16 protein-coding genes are annotated in these 16,227 nt (G+C 62.4%); 13 read left to right on the forward strand and 3 right to left on the reverse strand.

The genetic code is table 11. The features are described 5' to 3' along the window. Positions 1 to 54: 54 nt before the first annotated feature. From L981_RS23400 to L981_RS23415, 4 genes are all read left to right on the forward strand, one after another. Positions 55 to 1,122 (forward strand): ABC transporter substrate-binding protein, encoded by a 1,068-nt coding sequence (locus tag L981_RS23400; protein WP_043621935.1) that lies wholly within the window; start codon positions 55 to 57, stop codon positions 1,120 to 1,122. A gap of 79 nt (positions 1,123 to 1,201) precedes the next feature. Beyond that, positions 1,202 to 2,179 (forward strand): iron ABC transporter permease, encoded by a 978-nt coding sequence (locus tag L981_RS23405; protein WP_245281699.1) that lies wholly within the window; start codon positions 1,202 to 1,204, stop codon positions 2,177 to 2,179. Continuing rightward, positions 2,172 to 2,930 carry an ABC transporter ATP-binding protein gene (locus L981_RS23410; protein ID WP_043621766.1) on the forward strand — a complete coding sequence of 253 codons (759 nt, stop codon included), beginning with the start codon at positions 2,172 to 2,174 and terminating at the stop codon, positions 2,928 to 2,930. The genes L981_RS23405 and L981_RS23410 overlap by 8 nt, the downstream gene beginning before the upstream one ends. Next, complete coding sequence (locus L981_RS23415) at positions 2,923 to 4,224, forward strand: hypothetical protein (RefSeq protein ID WP_043621769.1); 1,302 nt, start codon at positions 2,923 to 2,925, stop codon at positions 4,222 to 4,224. Before L981_RS23410 ends, L981_RS23415 begins: the two co-directional genes overlap by 8 nt. Positions 4,225 to 4,227: 3 nt before the next feature. Here the strand turns inward: L981_RS23415 and L981_RS23420 are convergent, their stop codons facing one another. Beyond that, positions 4,228 to 5,340 (reverse strand): hypothetical protein, encoded by a 1,113-nt coding sequence (locus L981_RS23420; protein WP_052201976.1) that lies wholly within the window; start codon positions 5,338 to 5,340, stop codon positions 4,228 to 4,230. A 163-nt stretch (positions 5,341 to 5,503) separates the two neighbouring features. On the opposite strand from L981_RS23420, the gene L981_RS23425 reads away from it, so the two are divergent. Genes L981_RS23425 through L981_RS23435 form a run of 3 tightly spaced genes read left to right on the forward strand, consistent with a single transcriptional unit; the run spans position 5,504 to position 7,674 of the window. Further along, positions 5,504 to 6,073 (forward strand): MSMEG_1061 family FMN-dependent PPOX-type flavoprotein, encoded by a 570-nt coding sequence (locus L981_RS23425; RefSeq protein ID WP_245281706.1) that lies wholly within the window; start codon positions 5,504 to 5,506, stop codon positions 6,071 to 6,073. Positions 6,074 to 6,080: 7 nt separating this feature from the next. Further along, positions 6,081 to 6,401, forward strand: a complete 321-nt coding sequence (locus L981_RS23430) for a 2Fe-2S iron-sulfur cluster-binding protein (RefSeq protein ID WP_043621774.1) — start codon at positions 6,081 to 6,083, stop codon at positions 6,399 to 6,401. 46 nt (positions 6,402 to 6,447) lie between these two features. Further along, positions 6,448 to 7,674 (forward strand): NAD(P)/FAD-dependent oxidoreductase, encoded by a 1,227-nt coding sequence (locus L981_RS23435; protein WP_043621777.1) that lies wholly within the window; start codon positions 6,448 to 6,450, stop codon positions 7,672 to 7,674. Positions 7,675 to 7,746: 72 nt separating this feature from the next. Here L981_RS23435 and L981_RS23440 read toward each other — a convergent pair whose 3' ends face one another. Both L981_RS23440 and L981_RS23445 read right to left on the reverse strand, forming a co-directional pair. Continuing rightward, positions 7,747 to 8,907, reverse strand: a complete 1,161-nt coding sequence (locus tag L981_RS23440) for an ROK family protein (protein ID WP_371258904.1) — start codon at positions 8,905 to 8,907, stop codon at positions 7,747 to 7,749. A gap of 72 nt (positions 8,908 to 8,979) precedes the next feature. Next, a complete protein-coding gene (locus L981_RS23445; protein WP_052201977.1) occupies positions 8,980 to 9,804 on the reverse strand; it encodes a helix-turn-helix domain-containing protein in 825 nt (274 codons plus the stop codon). A 250-nt stretch (positions 9,805 to 10,054) separates the two neighbouring features. Here L981_RS23445 and L981_RS23450 point away from each other — a divergent pair, with 250 nt between their 5' ends. From L981_RS23450 to L981_RS23475, 6 genes are all read left to right on the forward strand, one after another. Beyond that, positions 10,055 to 11,278 (forward strand): amino acid ABC transporter substrate-binding protein, encoded by a 1,224-nt coding sequence (locus tag L981_RS23450; RefSeq protein WP_043621783.1) that lies wholly within the window; start codon positions 10,055 to 10,057, stop codon positions 11,276 to 11,278. A gap of 187 nt (positions 11,279 to 11,465) precedes the next feature. Then, positions 11,466 to 12,338, forward strand: coding sequence for a branched-chain amino acid ABC transporter permease (locus L981_RS23455; protein ID WP_043621786.1), 873 nt, complete (start codon positions 11,466 to 11,468; stop codon positions 12,336 to 12,338). Beyond that, on the forward strand, positions 12,335 to 13,288 hold the full coding sequence (locus L981_RS23460) for a branched-chain amino acid ABC transporter permease (protein WP_052201978.1): 954 nt from the start codon (positions 12,335 to 12,337) through the stop codon (positions 13,286 to 13,288). The genes L981_RS23455 and L981_RS23460 overlap by 4 nt, the downstream gene beginning before the upstream one ends. Next, positions 13,285 to 14,013, forward strand: a complete 729-nt coding sequence (locus L981_RS23465; RefSeq protein WP_043621789.1) for an ABC transporter ATP-binding protein — start codon at positions 13,285 to 13,287, stop codon at positions 14,011 to 14,013. The genes L981_RS23460 and L981_RS23465 overlap by 4 nt, the downstream gene beginning before the upstream one ends. After that, entirely contained in the window at positions 14,006 to 14,719 is a 714-nt protein-coding gene (locus tag L981_RS23470) for an ABC transporter ATP-binding protein (RefSeq protein WP_043621791.1), read from the forward strand. The genes L981_RS23465 and L981_RS23470 overlap by 8 nt, the downstream gene beginning before the upstream one ends. Before the next feature lie 21 nt (positions 14,720 to 14,740). Beyond that, positions 14,741 to 16,192 (forward strand): aldehyde dehydrogenase, encoded by a 1,452-nt coding sequence (locus L981_RS23475; RefSeq protein WP_043621793.1) that lies wholly within the window; start codon positions 14,741 to 14,743, stop codon positions 16,190 to 16,192. Positions 16,193 to 16,227 lie beyond the last annotated feature (35 nt).

The following is a 16,227-nucleotide window of genomic DNA, read 5'->3' on the forward strand; positions in this document are numbered from 1 at the left end:
CACTCATGAAAACGAACGTGGCCCGGACCTGCCGGCCTTTCGATGGAGCGTTTCATGTCAAGCCGCCTCAAGACATTCACTGCACTCACACTGCTCCTATCGGCGCTTCTGCCGGGAGCGGCGTCGGCCGAAACGGCCTTCCTCGATCATCGCGGCAAGACGATCACATTCGCAAAACCGCCGGAACGCGTCGTGACGATCGTCCGTTCGGCGCCGATCATCTATCGTGCCGTGGACGAAAAGGCCGATCGTATCGTCGGCATGAACAAGGATTCGCTGGTCAGATACTTTACCAGCGGCATCTATGCCGAGATGCTCCCGGAAATGGCCAAGATCAATGCCAGTGCCGCCCAGGACGGCTTCGTGCCGAATGTAGAGGCGATCCTTGCTGAGAAACCCGATGCGGTGATCCAGTGGACCCATGACGAAAAGCTCATCGAGCCGCTGGAACGGGTGGGGCTCACTGTCGTTGGCTGGCAATGCTGCTCCGAGCAGGACCGGCTCGACTATGTCACGCTCAGCGGTTACATGACCGGCCGTAACGACCGCGCGCAGGCGATCCTGAAAGCCCAGTCCGAGACTTTGAAGGCCCTTGATGAAAAGGTAGCCAAGCTCGACAAGTCGGCGCTTCCGTCTGTCCTCCACATCGACAAGGTCGCCGATCAGATCCAGGTCATCGCCAACGGCTCGCAGGATCTTTCCCTCAGCGGTGTCACCAATCCGGCGGCAGACAATACCGGCGAATGGTGGCGCACCGTCGATTTCGAACAGTTGCTCGTCTGGAACCCTGATATCATCATCATTCCCGCCTATGCGACCGACCTCAACCCGAAGGATTTCTTCGATAACCCGGTGCTAGCCAGTCTCAAGGCTGTGAAGGAAAAGCGCGTCTATAAGCAGCCGGTCTTTGCCCGCACCCCCGATGCGCCGGAAATCTTCCTGACATCGGAATGGTTGGCGGCGATCGCCCATGGGGCCGATTTTGCTCCCACCTTCAAGAAGCAGATCCTCGACAGCTACAAGCTCATTTACGGCGCCGAACTGAAAGACGGCCAGGTCGCTGCGATCCTCGAAACTGAAAGCAATGCGCCTGCGAGCAAATATGCCGAGCTCTTCCAGTAAGGCATCGACGAGCGTGCCTGCCGGATTGGGGCGGAAAAGCGCTTCCGTCTCCGTCCTGGCTGTCCTTCTGGGGCTCCTGGTGGCCGTCGTCCTCTATTCTGTGACGATCGGGCGCTACGACCTCTCCGTGCGGGACGTGGGTTACATTCTGATCGACAACGTTCACCCCTTGATCGTTCCTTACTGGGATCCGGTCCAGGAGGTGGTGGTCGAGCAGGTTCGGCTGCCGCGCATCATGGCGGCGGTCATCATCGGTTTCGGCCTGTCCATGTCGGGGGCCGCTCTGCAGGGCCTTTTCCGCAATCCGCTGGTGGATCCGGGGATCATCGGCGTCACCTCCGGCGCCGGTTTTGGCGGGACGCTCGCGATCCTTCTCGGATGGCAGGGCTACGCGCTGCTGACCTTGGCGTTCCTGTTCGGCATCGGCAGCGTCTTCCTCGTCAAGCTGTTGTCGACCGTGCGCGGACGCACCAGCATGCTGACGCTGGTCCTGGCGGGCGTTGTCATTTCCGCTTTCTTTTCGGCAGCGATTTCCATTGCCAAGCTGCTGGCCGATCCCTTTCAGAAGCTGCCCGCCATCACCTACTGGCTCATGGGAAGCATCGCTTCGACCAATTATCTGGATGTTTTGCTGCTCGCGGTCGCCGTGGTTCCGTCCGCCATCGCGATCTACCTGCTGCGCTTCCAGATCAACATCCTGTCGCTCGGCGAGGAGAAAGCCCGCGCGCTCGGTACAAAAGTGGTCTTGGTGCAGTGGATCATCCTCATTGCCTCCGCATTGATTTCGGCTGGTGTGGTGGCAACCTCCGGCATCATCGGCTGGGTCGGTCTCGTCGTTCCGCACATCGCGCGCGCGCTCGTCGGCGCCGATCATCGGCGCCTCCTGCCGGTGGCGGGCGTGATTGGCGCGATCTACCTGCTTTTGGTCGACGATCTGGCCCGAACGGTCACGACGGCGGAAATCCCGCTCGGCATCATCACCGCCCTGATCGGCGTTCCCGTCTTTGCCGTCATCCTTCGCCGCCTGCATGCAAAGGGAGGCTGGAGCAGTGATTGAGGCACGAGATCTGACCGTCGAGCGCGGTGGCAGGACCATTCTGGCCAATTACAGCCTTCGCCTCGAGCGTGGGCATGTGCTTGCTGTGCTTGGGGCCAACGGTGTTGGCAAGACGACGCTCATCAACACGCTGATCGGTATCATCAAGCCGAAATCCGGCCGGCTTTCCGTCAGCGGGCAGGTGGGTTACGTGCCGCAACTGTTCGAGGCGCCGTTTTCCTATTCGGCCTTCGACATCGCACTCATGGGACGGGCGCGCCATCTTGGCCTCTTCGGTGCGCCGGGCAAGAAAGACTACGAGATCGTCCGGCATTATTTCCACCTGCTTGGCATCGAACATTTCGAGGGGCAATCGTTCAATTCCTTGAGCGGCGGCCAGCGCCAGCTGGTGATGATCGCCCAGGCGCTTTCGTCGGAATGTGATCTTCTGGTGCTCGACGAGCCCTGTGCGGCGCTTGACTACAAGAACCAGGACAAGGTCCTCAGCCTGCTCGAACACCTCAAGGACGAGCACGGTATGACGATCGTGTTTTCGACCCATATGCCGCAGCACGCAGTCGAGATCGCCAGCGATGTGCTTTTGATGACAAGCGGCAGCAAGTATGTCTCAGGGCCGATGGCCGAGGCGCTGAGCGCCGAGAACCTGACGGCGCTCTACGACCTGCCGATTGCGCGCGCCGATTTCGATGGGCTGCCGAAGCATACCTATGCCCCTGTCTTTCGACATGATGGAGCTCGTTTTGATGGCTGACGTGATGCCCAACGCCGCAAAGCGGATCGCCTATATCCACTGGGGCAACAGTTGGCAGCTGCGAAGCTTCCAGGACTTCAACCACTATGTCGACGACCTCATCTATATCCACGACCTGCCTCGGTTCGACCTTTCGACCTACGCCGCGGTCATCATGCCGGATGCGATGGATGCGGCCGCGCCGATCCCGCACCGACGGCAGCTGAATGCCTATCTGAAGGGTGGCGGCTTTCTCGTCGTCAGTCTGCAGGGGCATGCCGACTGGCTCGAGATTCCTGGCCTTGAATGGACGCCGGGAAACTGCCGCGACTGGCTGTGGTGGACCAAAGGGGAAAGGCTGGAGGTGAGCTTCACACAGCCGCTTCATCCGATCACCGACAGTATTCCGCTTTCGCATATGAGCTGGCATTGGGGCGGATCCTATAACGTGCCGGAAGGCGCGCGCTCGATACTTGAGATCGATGGTGGCCGCGGCAGCCTGTTTCTCGATTTTCCGTCGCTGCCGAGCGGCGGGCGGCTGCTGCTTTCGACGCTCGATCCCCATTCGCACAACGGTCAGCGCTTCATGCCGGCGACCACGCGGTTCCTTCAGTCCTTCTATCCCTGGCTCAACCGTGAACTCGGCATTGAGCGCCCGTCGAACAATCGCTTCACCTACCTGCAGTGCTCGCATGTGCCCTCGGAGTGGCATCCCGCCTGGATCGAGGAAAGTCTCGAACGTGCCGGTTTTGAGACCTCGTTTTCGCCGCTTTACGAACTCGGCCCCGAACTCCTGAAAAAGACGGACACGCTCTATGTTCCGAGCAGCCACGACGAATTCTTCCTGAAGAGCCGGGCTGACGATCTCCTTGCGTTCCTCTCCCGTGGCGGAAACCTCGTCATCTGCGCCGAGCCGTGCCAGCCATGGCTGCCGTTCATGGCCCCCTTCCATGCGGTCTCGCCGCGTCCGTTCACCAACATCAAGGTACGGGTGCGCAACGACCGGTTCGGCATCTTCGCCGATCTCGGCGACGACTTCGATGGCTGGGAAGGCATATTCGGGCAATATGCGAGAGGTTGGAGCGATCCGCCCCCCGGAGCGATCTGGCTGACAGATGTCGGACCGGAGGGCGACCCGAAGCCTGCGGACTGGCTTTGGCAGTATCCGACGACGACGGGGCGTGGAGGCTATGTCTTCATGCACAATGGCGACAACATGACCCGCTACCCGGATCGTGGCCCCAAAAAGGAGGCGCTGGTCGCCAATGTCTGCCTGGCGCTTCGCCGGCTCTCCATGGGCGAGTTGCTGTTCTAACGCCTACCGGGAGAAGACGCCGTCCATCCAGAAAGGCAACTCGACCGTTGCCTCCGTGTCCGACGAAATGATCAGGTTCTCGCGCGAAACGCCGATGTCGGAAACGGCACGCCAGCCATCGGGCAGGCGGATGGCGCCGAATGCAAAGCCGATGGCGACTTCCCCGTCCGGCACAAGCTCGATTGCCGTCGGGTAACCCCGCTCGTTCAGCCAGTTCGGTCGGCTGCTTGCCTCGCGACCGTAGCCGAAGAAGGTGCATCCTTCCTCCAGTCCCAGCACGCCCCGATGTCGGCCCGAGAAGGGCTCGTAGTGACGTCCCCCGTTGCTCATCCAAAGCATCGAGAATGGCAAGACCCGCGGGTCCCTGACAGAGAAAAACAAGAATCCGTCATCACGCGCCGACACTGCGGTCCATCCCATGGTCGAGTTCGGCTCCTCCGCGAGGATCAGGAAGTCCTCGGAATCGGGCGGACCCGGCTGAACGCTCAGGTCCACCGCGCCGCCTCCCTTCAGTCGCACGCTGGTCAGATCGACAAACTCTTGAGGGTACATAAGTGCCGAGTTTCCGCGTTGCGGGTCGGTTTCCACGGCATGTTCGGGCGTTGCCCCGAAAGCTTTCGGCGAGAAGTTCAGAGATGCTTCTCCCGTTATCCGGACCATTGGATGGTGTGCGACGGGAAGCATTCCGAAGCCCCCGACGAAACGATGACGCTGATAGACAATCGGCTGGTCGGGCTTGAGCGTCAGCTCCTTGAATACAGCGGCGCCAGCAACTTGTCCGTCAAGCCGGAAGATCGCTGTAACCGTACCGTCGGCATCTGTCTGGAAGCTCTCCTCCAGCCAGACCCCGTTGGCGGTCAAGCCGTGTTCGACGGTACCGCTGACGTCATCGTGCCCGAACGGCGCGCAGAAAAAATCACCGGAAAGACTGGCAAGGCTTTGGCCCATGGCTGCGGGTACACGCTCCGGCCGGCCCCCATTGTCCTCGCCTGTGCGCCAGGGTGCACGGTGCATCGGTCGTATCCGGTCGGCCCTGCTCCCAAAGGCGACCTCCTCCAGATGACCGCCCTGCGGATTGAACGTTAGCTTCGCGCTGTTGGTTTCGATGACATGCATTATCCGCTCCATTGGCCGGGAGTTGGTCTTCGGCGACCATACCGAGCGCATAATAATAAAACAATTGTTTTTCTTTATTGACGAGGCGTCGGTTTTTTGACACTCCTTGCGCTCAAGGGGAGGGCAAGGCATGCGCTCAATCGACCAAACTGAACTGCGACAGATGTTTCCCGCGCCCGAGGCGTTGGTTGTCAGCAAACAACTCACCCGGCTCGACAAACACTGTCTTCAATTTCTCTCGCTGTCTCCGTTTGCCTTGATCGGCACACGCAGCCAGGCGGGTGGAGACGTATCGCCACGCGGGGATCCAAGGGGGTTCGTCCACGTGCTGGATGAAAACACGTTCCTTATCCCCGACCGCCCTGGCAACAACCGGCTCGACACCATGGAAAACATCCTCGCTGATCCCGTGGTCGGATGCCTGTTTCTTGTGCCTGGCCTGGGCGAGATCCTTCGCGTCAACGGCGTTGCCGACATCGTGGTCGGCGACGCGCTCGAAGCCCTTGCCATTCAGGGCAGGGCGCCGCGCGTGGCGATCCGGGTGCATGTCAGGGAAGTGTTCTTTCACTGCTCCAAGGCGGTCATCCGTTCGAAACTCTGGAATCCGGCAACCTTTGCAACGCGCGAAGATTTTCCGCCACTCGGTGCGATCCTTGCGGATCAGATTGCCGGTCTCGACAAGGACGAGATGGTGGAAAAGATCCGCGTCGGCGATCAACGAACACTTTACTGAGGCGCCAATGATCGAAGTGAAATTCATCCAATCGAACGGTGAGCAATGCGTCGTGCTGACCGAGCCCGTGGGCAGCCTCATGCAATTGGCGCTGGCCAACAACGTCGGGAGCATCCTTGGCGACTGTGGTGGAACATGCGGTTGCGGGACGTGCCAGGTCCACGTCGACGAGCACTGGATGGCAAGACTTCCATCGATCGCCGACGATGAAGCCGACATGCTGTCATTGTCGGAAAACCTCACGCCGCGAAGCCGACTTGCCTGCCAGATCAAGTTGAAGCCCGAGCTGGACGGGCTGACCGTGCGCGTCCCCGAAGTGCAGGGATAACCAGGAACGACCGTCGAGCTTTTGGCTCAGAAGGGATGGCAGAACCGTGAGTGCGATAGTGATAGTGGGTGGCGGCCAGGCTGCCGTTGCTGCGGCTTCCAGGTTGAGGGCGCTCAAGGTCGAGCGGCCGATCACGATCATTGCCGACGAAGCAGTGCTGCCTTACCAAAGACCGCCGCTTTCGAAGAGCTACCTGCTGGGCGGTGCTTCTCTCACCGACATCTTGCTCAGGCCCGCGAGTTGGTACGCCGGCCTCGGCATCGAAATCTTGACCGGGACACGGGTCGACCACATCGATCGCAACCGGCAACGTGTCACGTGCGACACCGGCGAAGAGCGTGCCTATGGAACGCTCGTTCTGGCAACGGGCGGATCTCCACGGACCTGGCCGGCGACCCTCGGGGGAAACCTGGGCGGTGTCTATGTGGCGCGGAACAAGGCGGATGCCGATCGGCTCATGCCTGAAATGATACCTGGAAAGACCATGCTCGTCGTCGGTGGCGGCTATGTCGGCCTGGAAGCTGCCGCCGTTGGCGCTGAACTCGGCCTGAGCGTGACGGTGATCGAGGCGGACGCCCGGATTCTCAATCGTGTTGCATCATCGGCGACATCAGACTTTTTAAGAGAACTTCACGTGCGCCATGGGGTCTCCATCAAGGAGAGCACTGGCCTTGTTCGCTTCGTCGGCCACAACGGCCGTGTCGCCGAAGCCGAAATGAGCGATGGCTCCATCCTGCCCATCGATTTCGCAATCGTTGGAATTGGGATCACCCCGAACATCGGCCTGGCAGAAGGATGCGGGCTCGCCGTGATGAACGGTATCCTGGTCGACGCCTTCGGCAGAACCTCGGATCCAAACGTCTACGCAGTCGGAGATTGCGCCGCCTTTCCGTACGGTCAAGGCACGGTTCGATTGGAGTGCGTACAGAACGCGATTGACCTCGCCGACGCTGCTGCAGCATCGATTGCAGGTTCCCCGAAACCCTATGTACCAGTGCCCTGGTTCTGGTCCGATCAATATGATGCGAAGCTGCAGATCGCCGGACTGAACACGGGCTACACCGACGTCCTGTCGCGCGTTGGAAAGGCTGCCGACGCGTGTTCGGTCTGGTACTTCGACAAGGAACGGTTTCTCGCGGTCGACGCCATCAACGATGGCAAATCGTTTGTGATGGGGAAGAAGCTTCTCGCACGCGGCATTTCTCCTTCCAGGGACATCCTGGCAGATCCAGACGTCGACGTGGTTGGTTATGTCCAATCCCTGTTGCGCTGATTTTCAGCGCTGACATATCCGGGAGCCGGCTGAAACAATGTGATCGCGTCGGCTGGCAACGGCGCCACTTGCCTACCTCATCCCCTCGAGCGATTGCTTCGTCAGCAGATCCGGGTGCGGCGTCATCAGGTTCAAGAGAGGAAGAGCGGATGCGCCCAAAAGCGCGCTCGTGGTGCCCAACCTGCTAATCTCGACCCTTTGATGAGCCTCGTCCGTGCAAGTCGACGGCAGGATTTCCTGAACGCCCGCGAGAAGCAACTCCAGCAACCAGCCGGGCGCCGTTCCGCCCAGAATGATCCGATCGGGGTCGAATGCGTTTTCCAACGTCACGATGGCGCGCGTGAGGGGAGGGACCGCCCTTGCAAGCCAGGCTTTGATCTCGCCGTCGTCGGAACCCAGGCGATCGATCCGATCGCCGAATTCGGCCAGCGACAGGTAGGTGTGCAGGCAGCCCCTGTTGCCGCAGTGGCATTGAGGGCCGTTCGGGTCCACGAGGATGTGACCGAATTCGCCGGCGTTCCCGCGATAGCCGCGCTGCAGCTTGCTGTCGCGCACGATCGCGCCACCGACGCCGGCGCCAATGAAGATGTAAAGGAAGTCGCTTCGTTCCTTGGCCGTACCTGAGAGATTTTCCGCCATCGCGGCTGCATTCGCGTCATTCTCGATCCACGTGTCCGGGCCGAAGAAATGCTGGATCGTGCGGACTTGCTCGAGATAATCCGAATGCGGCTCGCGATGCCGTGGCATGGCAAGCGGGGCCGAGACCGCGATCCCGACGCCAAGCCGCGCCCTGTCTTGCATGCTTTGCGAACAGGCCGCTTCTATTTGTTCCAGGGAACGGCGTATTTCCGCCGCGTCCGACGCGAGCTTGAAGGCGCCGCCCTCGAACACGACGTCTCCGACCAGATTGGTGCCCAGGTACCGGCATTCGCACCCGGTCACGTGAAAGCCGAGCGAATAGCCGCGGTCGGGATTAATGGCGACCTCGATCTGCGGCTGACCCCGAAGCCCCTTGCGCCTGCCGATCTGTTTGACGAAGCCTTCGGCCAACAGGTCTTCGACAATGTTCCTTACGGCTTGTGGCGTCAGGCCGCTCAACCTTGCAAGCTCGACCCGCGATAGACTTTCCGTCCGCCGAAGCGCGTCGAGGATTACAGCCCGATTGTAGATCCTTGTAAGGGCTGCGGAATTTCCAAACTTTACCACATCCGCCTCAATATTCGTTGGTTGCACACCTAGCAAAACCGCCGCAGATCGGCAACCGCGCCGGATCCGGACGACCGCGCACCCGACACTGCCTGAGGCTCACGGCCAGGCCGCGTAATTCGTGTTGACGTCGCTCCTCTTCAAGGCGGCGCCGGCGCGATGGGCGCGGGGCGACACGCCCGCGATGCGCTTGAAGAACCGGCTGAAATAAGCGGCGTCCTTGAAGCCGAGTGCTTCTGCCACTTCCGAAACCTGCAGGCCGGAATTGTCGAGCAGGATCGAGGCTTCCGTCATCAGCCGCTCGTGAATGAGTTCCATCGGGGTTCGCCCGGTCGCTCGCCGGGTCGCAGTGTTCAGCCGGTCGGCGGTCACGCCGAGCGCCTCGGCATAGGCGCCGATCGACCAGTGGTCGCGAATGTGCAATTCCACGAGATGGACGAAGCTGCGCACGATCGCCCGCGGGGACGGTTGCGGTCGGTCGTGACCGGGGTTTGCCAGCCGCCAGATGGAGATCAGCACCAGCGCCAGTTGATGGCGGATGACTTCCTGTGCGCCGGGCTCGTTGGCGCTGAGTTCCTGTTCTATGGCTTGCAACGCCTGGGACAACTGGCGGGCAGCCGCGACCGGGATACGGGCGCCAAGGATCGGGCGAGCGATCGCTTCGCGCACCTGGGCAAAGACGGCGCCTGTCGGCATCGCCGAGCCGAGTACAAGATCGGGAATAGCCAGCGACGCCCCCTCGGCGCCCGCGTCGAACAGGACGGATCCTGTCTCGCCGGCCGGCGCCCACACGATCGCCGGGCCGGATAGCGGAACGTCATGCCGACCGAGGCGGATATGGCCACCGCCCGAAAGCACGACGAAGATCCGGTTACGGGTCCCGCGGAACGTCCATTCCGACTGCGACAGGGCCGCCTTGAACACCCTTGCCTCAGTTGGGCCGGCGGGGCGAGTGCTCGACGGGTTCGTTGCGGAGGTGCTGGAGGCTGGCGTCACATTGTGATCCCGGTTTCCGTGAAAAGTACAAGTATCTCTTGTAAAAGTCTATTCCGTAGCGACAGTGCCGGTATTAGCCTGACATGGTCGAATACAGCTTCTGGATGCCGGAGGAGAACGGGCACCAGGCGAGCATGACGACGGGGCTCGCACCACGCGGGCAAATGGGAGGAGAATCATGAAAACCTTTCGACGCAGGCAAGTCCTGCGAACGACGGCGCTCGCCGTGATCATGCTCGCCAGCGGCGTCGCCAGCACGGCGATGGCTGAGGACCGCAAGTCCGTGAAGATCGGTTATGCGATCTCGAAGACCGGGCCGAACGCGGGCGGTGCCGGCATTACCACGCTGCCGAACTACCAGCTTTGGGTAAAGGACGTGAACGACGCCGGCGGCCTCGAGCTGCCCGACGGTTCGAAGCTGCCGATCGAAGTCATCGAGTATGACGACCGCTCCTCGTCCGAAGAGGTCGTGCGGGCGGTCGAGCGCCTGGCGACCCAGGACGAGGTCGATTTCATGCTCGTGCCCTGGGGCACGGGCTTCAACCTGGCCGTCGCACCGCTGTTTGACCGCTACGGCTATCCGCAGCTCGCCGTATCCGCCGTCACCGACAAGGCGCCGCAATTCGTGCAGCGCTGGAAGAAAAGCTTCTGGATGCTGGGCGGCGGCCACGACTATGCGCGGGCGCTCGCCGCGATCCTTGCCGAAACCAGCAAGGCCGGCACGATCAACACCAAGGTAGCGATGGTCTCGGTTGCCGACGGCTTCGGCATCGATCTGGTCACGGCCGCCCGCCCGGCATTCGAGGAAGCCGGCATCGAGGTGGCCTACGACAAAACCTATCCTGTCGGCACCTCCGACTTCTCGCCGATGATCAATGAGGCGAAGGCAAGCGGCGCCGATACCTTCGTTGCCTTCTCCTATCCGCCGGATACTTTCGCGCTGACGCAGCAGGCGCAGGTCGTAAGCTTCAATCCCAAGGTGCTCTATCTCGGGGTTGGCACCGGCTTTCCGGTCTACGGCAAGAACAACGGCGACAATGCCACCGGCATCATGAGCCTGGGTGGCATCGACCCGAACAACGCGGCCAATGCCGACTATCGCAAGCGCCACGAAGCCGTCACCGGAGTCGCGCCTGATTACTGGGGCAGCGTCATCACCTATGCCAGCCTGCAGATGCTGCAGGAGGCGATCAAGCGCAAGGGTCTCGACCGGGAGGCGGTGTCTGCCGAACTTTCGAGCGGCACGTTTGAAACCGTCATCGGCGAAACCCGGTTCGAGGACAACCAGTTGCGCAAGCTCTGGTGGACGGGACAATGGCAGAACGGCCAGTTCGTCGGCGTGGCGCCGGGCGACCGGGAGGGCGCGAGCAAACCCGTCCTGCCGCGCCAGGCCTGGAAGTAGCCCTGAGACCTCGTCGGCCTGCAAACTGCGCAGGGTAGAGCCGAGCAGAAGGCCGCCGCGGCGCGCCGTGCCGGCGTCCTGGTCAACCAAGCGAGCCAAGCCCCATCCCCATCGCGGGGAGGGGCGATCCTAAGGGGCAGGCGCGCGATCGCGACGGTCCCAAAGAATGCAATAGAGGAGGAGGCCGATGTTCGCCACGGCCCTTTTGTCCGGGCTCGTGCTCGGCGGAACCTATGCGCTTGTCGCGATGGGGCTGACGCTCCAATACGGCATCGCGCGGATCATGAATCTCGCCTATGGCGAAATCATCATCGCTGCGGCCTTCCTAGCCTATAGCCTGTTCAATTTCTGGGGGCTTAATCCGGTGCTCGGCCTGTTGGTCGCTGCACCCGCCGGCTTTGCCCTCGGCTATCTGATCTATGCCGTGATGATGCGGCCGCTGGTGGCAAGGGCGAAGGACAAGGCGAGCCTCGAGATCGATTCCATCCTGGCGACCTTCGGCCTGCTCTTCGTCATCCAGGGCGTGCTGCTCGTCGCCTTCGGCGCAAACTTCACCAGCTACAGCTATCTCAATATCGCCGTCGATGTGTTCGGAACCACGATCGCTGCCAACCGGCTGCTCGCCTTCGTGCTGGCCACCGTCTTTGCAGGTGCTCTCTATCTGGTCCTCACGCGCACGCTCTGGGGAACGGCGCTGCGCGCCGTCTCGGTCGCACCTGGCTCGGCGCCGCTCGTCGGCATCGATGTCGACCGTGCGGCCCGCCTGGCCTTTGCGCTCGGCGGCGCACTTGCCGCGGTCGGCGGTGTGGTAATTTCCATGTACCAGACGTTTACCGCCACCTCCGGCGTCGTCTTCACCATGAAGGCGCTGATCGTCGTCATCATGGGCGGTGTCGGCAACGTTCCCGGTGCACTGTCGGCCGGCCTCATCCTCGGCGTCGTCGAGACCTTCGTCGCCACCTATCTCGATCCTGGCCTGACGCTGGCCTCGACCTATGCCATCTTCCTCGTAGTGCTGCTGTGGCGTCCCGCCGGCCTGTTCGGGAGGGCTGCGCGATGAGCCGTATTCCACGTTTGCCAGCCCTGTTTTTCGCCTTGGTGATCGGCAGTCTGGCCTTCGTTCCCTACCTCGTCGGTCCTTACGGCGTAACGCTGATGATCGGCATGCTCGGCTACGTGACGCTTGCGTCCGCCTGGGCGATGTTCTCCGGCCCGACGCGCTATGTGTCGCTCGCAACCGTCGCTTTCTTCGGCATCGGCGCCTACACGGTCGCCGTCTTCAGCGAAAGCCTCAGCTATCCGCTGCTGCTTCTCGTTGCCGCCGCGATCGGCCTTGTCGTTGCGGTCGTCGTCGGTCTGTCGACGTTGCGACTTGCCGGGGTCTATTTCGTCATCTTCACCTTCGGCCTTGCAGAACTGGTGCGCCAGTTGGTCACCTGGTACGAGGTCAACATGACGGGAACGCTCGGCCGCTACATCTTCCTGCCGGTGACGCCCGAGGGCATCTATTGGCAGTTGCTCGCCCTTGCCACCGTGACCTTCCTCTTGTCCTTTGCGATCGGTCGCAGCCGCTTCGGGCTGGCGCTGAAGGTCATCGGCGACGACGAAGTCGTGGCGCGCCATTGCGGCATCGATATTGCCCGGCTGAAGCTTGCGCTCTTTGCATTGAGCTCGGTGATCATCACGCTGGTCGGAGCGATCCAGGCGCCGCGATGGACCTATGTCGAACCCTCCATCGCGTTCAACCCGACGGTGTCGTTCCTGACGCTGATCATGGCCCTGCTCGGTGGCGCCAACCGGCTCTATGGCCCGATCTTCGGGGCGGTGCCGCTCTTCCTGTTGTTCGAGTGGCTCTCGGCCAATTTCCCGAACCACTATTCGATCATCCTCGGCCTTCTCTTTATCGCCATCGTCTTCGTTCTGCCGCGCGGTGTGCTCGCCTTTGCCGAAGAACATTGGAGCCGCTGGCGCCGACCGGCCATCAAGCCGGCCGCAGGAGGGGCACAATGAGCGAGATCCTGACCATTTCCGAACTGACGAAGCGTTTTGGCGGACTGACCGCGGTCAACGCCGCGTCGTTCTCCCTGACCAAAGGCGAAATCGTCGGGTTGCTTGGCCCGAATGGCTCCGGCAAGACTACCGTGCTCAACATGATTTCGGGGCACCTCGCGCCGTCTGGCGGAACGATAACGCTCAACGGCAACACCATTTCCGGTCTGGCGCCGAACCGGATCGCCTTGAAGGGGGTTGCTCGGACTTTCCAGCTGGTTCGTGGACTGCCGTCGCTGACCGTCGCCGAGAACGTCATCGCCGCGCTCGCCTTCGGCCGGCGGAAGCTTTGGGGGGATGAGGCCCGCAGCGAGGCGCTTGCCCGGCTTGCCGAGGTCGGCCTTGCGCAAAGGGCCGACCAGAGCGCGCAGGAATTGACCTACATCGACCAGAAGCGCATGGAGCTTGCCCGCGCGCTGGCTTCAGAGCCCGAACTGTTGCTGCTCGACGAATGGCTCGCAGGCCTCAATCCGACGGAGCTTCGCACCGGCATCGACCTGATCCAGGGAGTTGCCGATCGCGGCATCACCATCCTGCTCGTCGAGCACGTGATGGATGCCATCCGGGCCCTTTGCGGCCGTTGCGTCGTCATGAATGCCGGGCGAAAGATCGCCGATGGGCCGACGGCCGAGACGCTGACCGATCCCGAGGTCGTCAAAGCCTATCTTGGAGATGGCCATGCTTGAAGTCGGCAATCTCTGCCTGCACTACGGACGCCATGTTGCGCTTCGCGACCTGTCGCTCCAGGTCGGCCGACGCGAAACGGTCGTCATCCTCGGCGCCAACGGTGCCGGTAAATCGTCGTTGCTCAAGGCAATTGCCGGCCTGGTCCGGCCGGACGCCGGTGCGCGCATCACCTTTGACGGCCGCAATATTACCGGTACCCCAGCGCATGATGTGGTAGACGCCGGCATCGCACTGGTACCGGAGGGGCGCGGCGTTTTTGGCGATCTCACGGTCGAGGAGAACCTCGCCCTTGGCGCCTATGCAAGGCGGGCAAGAGACGGCGCGCGCGACCGTCAGGCCTTTGTCTATGAGCTGTTCCCGAAACTGCGCGACCGAATGCGCCAATACGTCAACACCATGTCTGGCGGCGAGCAACAGATGGTGGCAATCGGCCGCGCGCTGATGTCGAAGCCGGACCTTCTGATGCTGGACGAACCGAGCCTGGGGCTCGCACCGGTCGTCGTCGGCGAACTCTTCGCCAGTCTCGGACGGATCCGCGAGGCGGGGCTTGCGCTGCTGATCGTCGAGCAGAACGTCAAGATGAGCCTATCGATCGCCGATCGCGGCTACCTCGCCGAAGCGGGGCGCATCACCGGCGAAGGCACCGCACAGGCGCTGATGAACGATGCCGCTGTCCAGCGCGCGTTCCTCGGCGCCGCCGTCTGAAATTTCGACAAGGAGAAACCCATGAACATGCTGGGATTGAAGATCAACAACGCCGAGATCGAGGCTGCGGACGGGCGCTTCTTCGAGCGACTGAACCCCATCTCGGGCGAGGTGGCCTCGAAGGTGGCGGCCGCCAGCATCGACGATGCGCGGCTCGCGGTGAACGCCGCGGCGAAGGCTTTCCCGGCCTGGGCGGCAACCGGTCCCCGAGAGCGCCGCAAGCTGCTGCTTGCCGCCGCAGACCGCCTGCAGGCAAAGGCAGAGGAATTCGTCGCTGCGATGGCCGCCGAAACCGGCGCAACGGCGGGTTGGGCGATGTTCAATGTCGGCCTTGCCGCAGACATGCTGCGCGAAGCCGCTTCGATGACGACGCAGATTTCCGGCGAGGTCATCCCCTCCAACCGGCCGGGCAGCCTTGCCATGGCGGTCCGCCAGCCGGCCGGCGTGGTGCTCTCGATCGCGCCGTGGAATGCGCCGGTCATTCTCGGCGTGCGCTCCATCGCCATGCCGCTTGCCTGCGGCAACACCGTCGTGATGAAGACATCGGAAATCTGCCCCAGAACCCACCGTTTGATTGTTGACGCGCTGCACGAGGCGGGCCTGCCCGATGGCGTGCTCAATGCCGTGTCGAACGCACCGGAAGACGCCGGCGCGATCGTCGAGGCGCTGATCGCCCATCCGGCCGTGCGGCGCGTCAACTTCACCGGATCGACGCGCGTCGGGCGCATCATCGCCGAAACGGCGGGGCGCCACCTGAAGCCGGCGCTGCTCGAGCTCGGTGGCAAGGCGCCCTTCGTCGTGCTCGATGATGCCGACCTCGACCAGGCGGTCGCTGCGGCCGCCTTCGGCGCCTACATGAACCAGGGCCAGATCTGCATGTCGACCGAACGCATCGTCGTCGACGATGCGATTGCCGACCGCTTCGTCGACGCGCTGGCCGCCAAGGTCAAGACGCTTACGGCAGGCGACCCGCGCAAGGGCGAAACGCCGCTCGGCTCCGTCGTCGACGCCCACGCCGCGCAGCGCATCGATGCGCTCGTTCGCGACGCCATGTCGAAGGGCGCCGTCCTTGCCGCAGGCGGCGGCATCAACGGCACGATCGTCGATGCCATCCTGCTCGACCGTGTCGTTCCGTCCATGCGTATCTATGGCGAGGAAAGCTTCGGGCCGGTGGTTTCTGTGGTGCGTGTCGGGTCGGTCGACGAAGCCGTCCGGGTCGCCAACGACACCGAATACGGCCTGTCCTCGGCCGTCTTCGGTCGCGACGTCAACCGGGCGATGGCCGTCGCCCGCCGCATCGAATCCGGCATCTGCCACATCAACGGACCGACGGTCCATGACGAGGCGCAGATGCCGTTCGGCGGCGTCAAGGAAAGCGGCTACGGCCGCTTCGGCGGCAAGGCCGGCATCGCCGAGTTCACCGAGCTGCGATGGGTCACGATCCAGGACGGTCCGATCCACTACCCGATCTGAGTGCACGTCGACCGCCCGCTCCGCGTCCCTTGATG

This window comes from Ensifer sp. ZNC0028 (assembly GCF_000799055.1).
Taxonomy (GTDB): Bacteria; Pseudomonadota; Alphaproteobacteria; order Rhizobiales; family Rhizobiaceae; genus Ensifer.

Excerpts from the sequence above, each read along its gene's own strand:
- L981_RS23475 (WP_043621793.1), top strand. The coding sequence starts at position 14,741 with ATGAACATGCTGGGATTGAAGATCAACAACGCCGAGATCGAGGCTGCG.
- L981_RS23400 (WP_043621935.1), top strand. The coding sequence starts at position 55 with ATGTCAAGCCGCCTCAAGACATTCACTGCACTCACACTGCTCCTATCG.
- L981_RS23465 (WP_043621789.1), top strand. The coding sequence starts at position 13,285 with ATGAGCGAGATCCTGACCATTTCCGAACTGACGAAGCGTTTTGGCGGA.
- L981_RS23460 (WP_052201978.1), top strand. The coding sequence starts at position 12,335 with ATGAGCCGTATTCCACGTTTGCCAGCCCTGTTTTTCGCCTTGGTGATC.
- L981_RS23425 (WP_245281706.1), top strand. The coding sequence starts at position 5,504 with ATGTTTCCCGCGCCCGAGGCGTTGGTTGTCAGCAAACAACTCACCCGG.
- L981_RS23470 (WP_043621791.1), top strand. The coding sequence starts at position 14,006 with ATGCTTGAAGTCGGCAATCTCTGCCTGCACTACGGACGCCATGTTGCG.
- L981_RS23450 (WP_043621783.1), top strand. The coding sequence starts at position 10,055 with ATGAAAACCTTTCGACGCAGGCAAGTCCTGCGAACGACGGCGCTCGCC.
- L981_RS23455 (WP_043621786.1), top strand. The coding sequence starts at position 11,466 with ATGTTCGCCACGGCCCTTTTGTCCGGGCTCGTGCTCGGCGGAACCTAT.
- L981_RS23415 (WP_043621769.1), top strand. The coding sequence starts at position 2,923 with ATGGCTGACGTGATGCCCAACGCCGCAAAGCGGATCGCCTATATCCAC.
- L981_RS23430 (WP_043621774.1), top strand. The coding sequence starts at position 6,081 with ATGATCGAAGTGAAATTCATCCAATCGAACGGTGAGCAATGCGTCGTG.
- L981_RS23420 (WP_052201976.1), bottom strand. The coding sequence starts at position 5,340 with ATGCATGTCATCGAAACCAACAGCGCGAAGCTAACGTTCAATCCGCAG.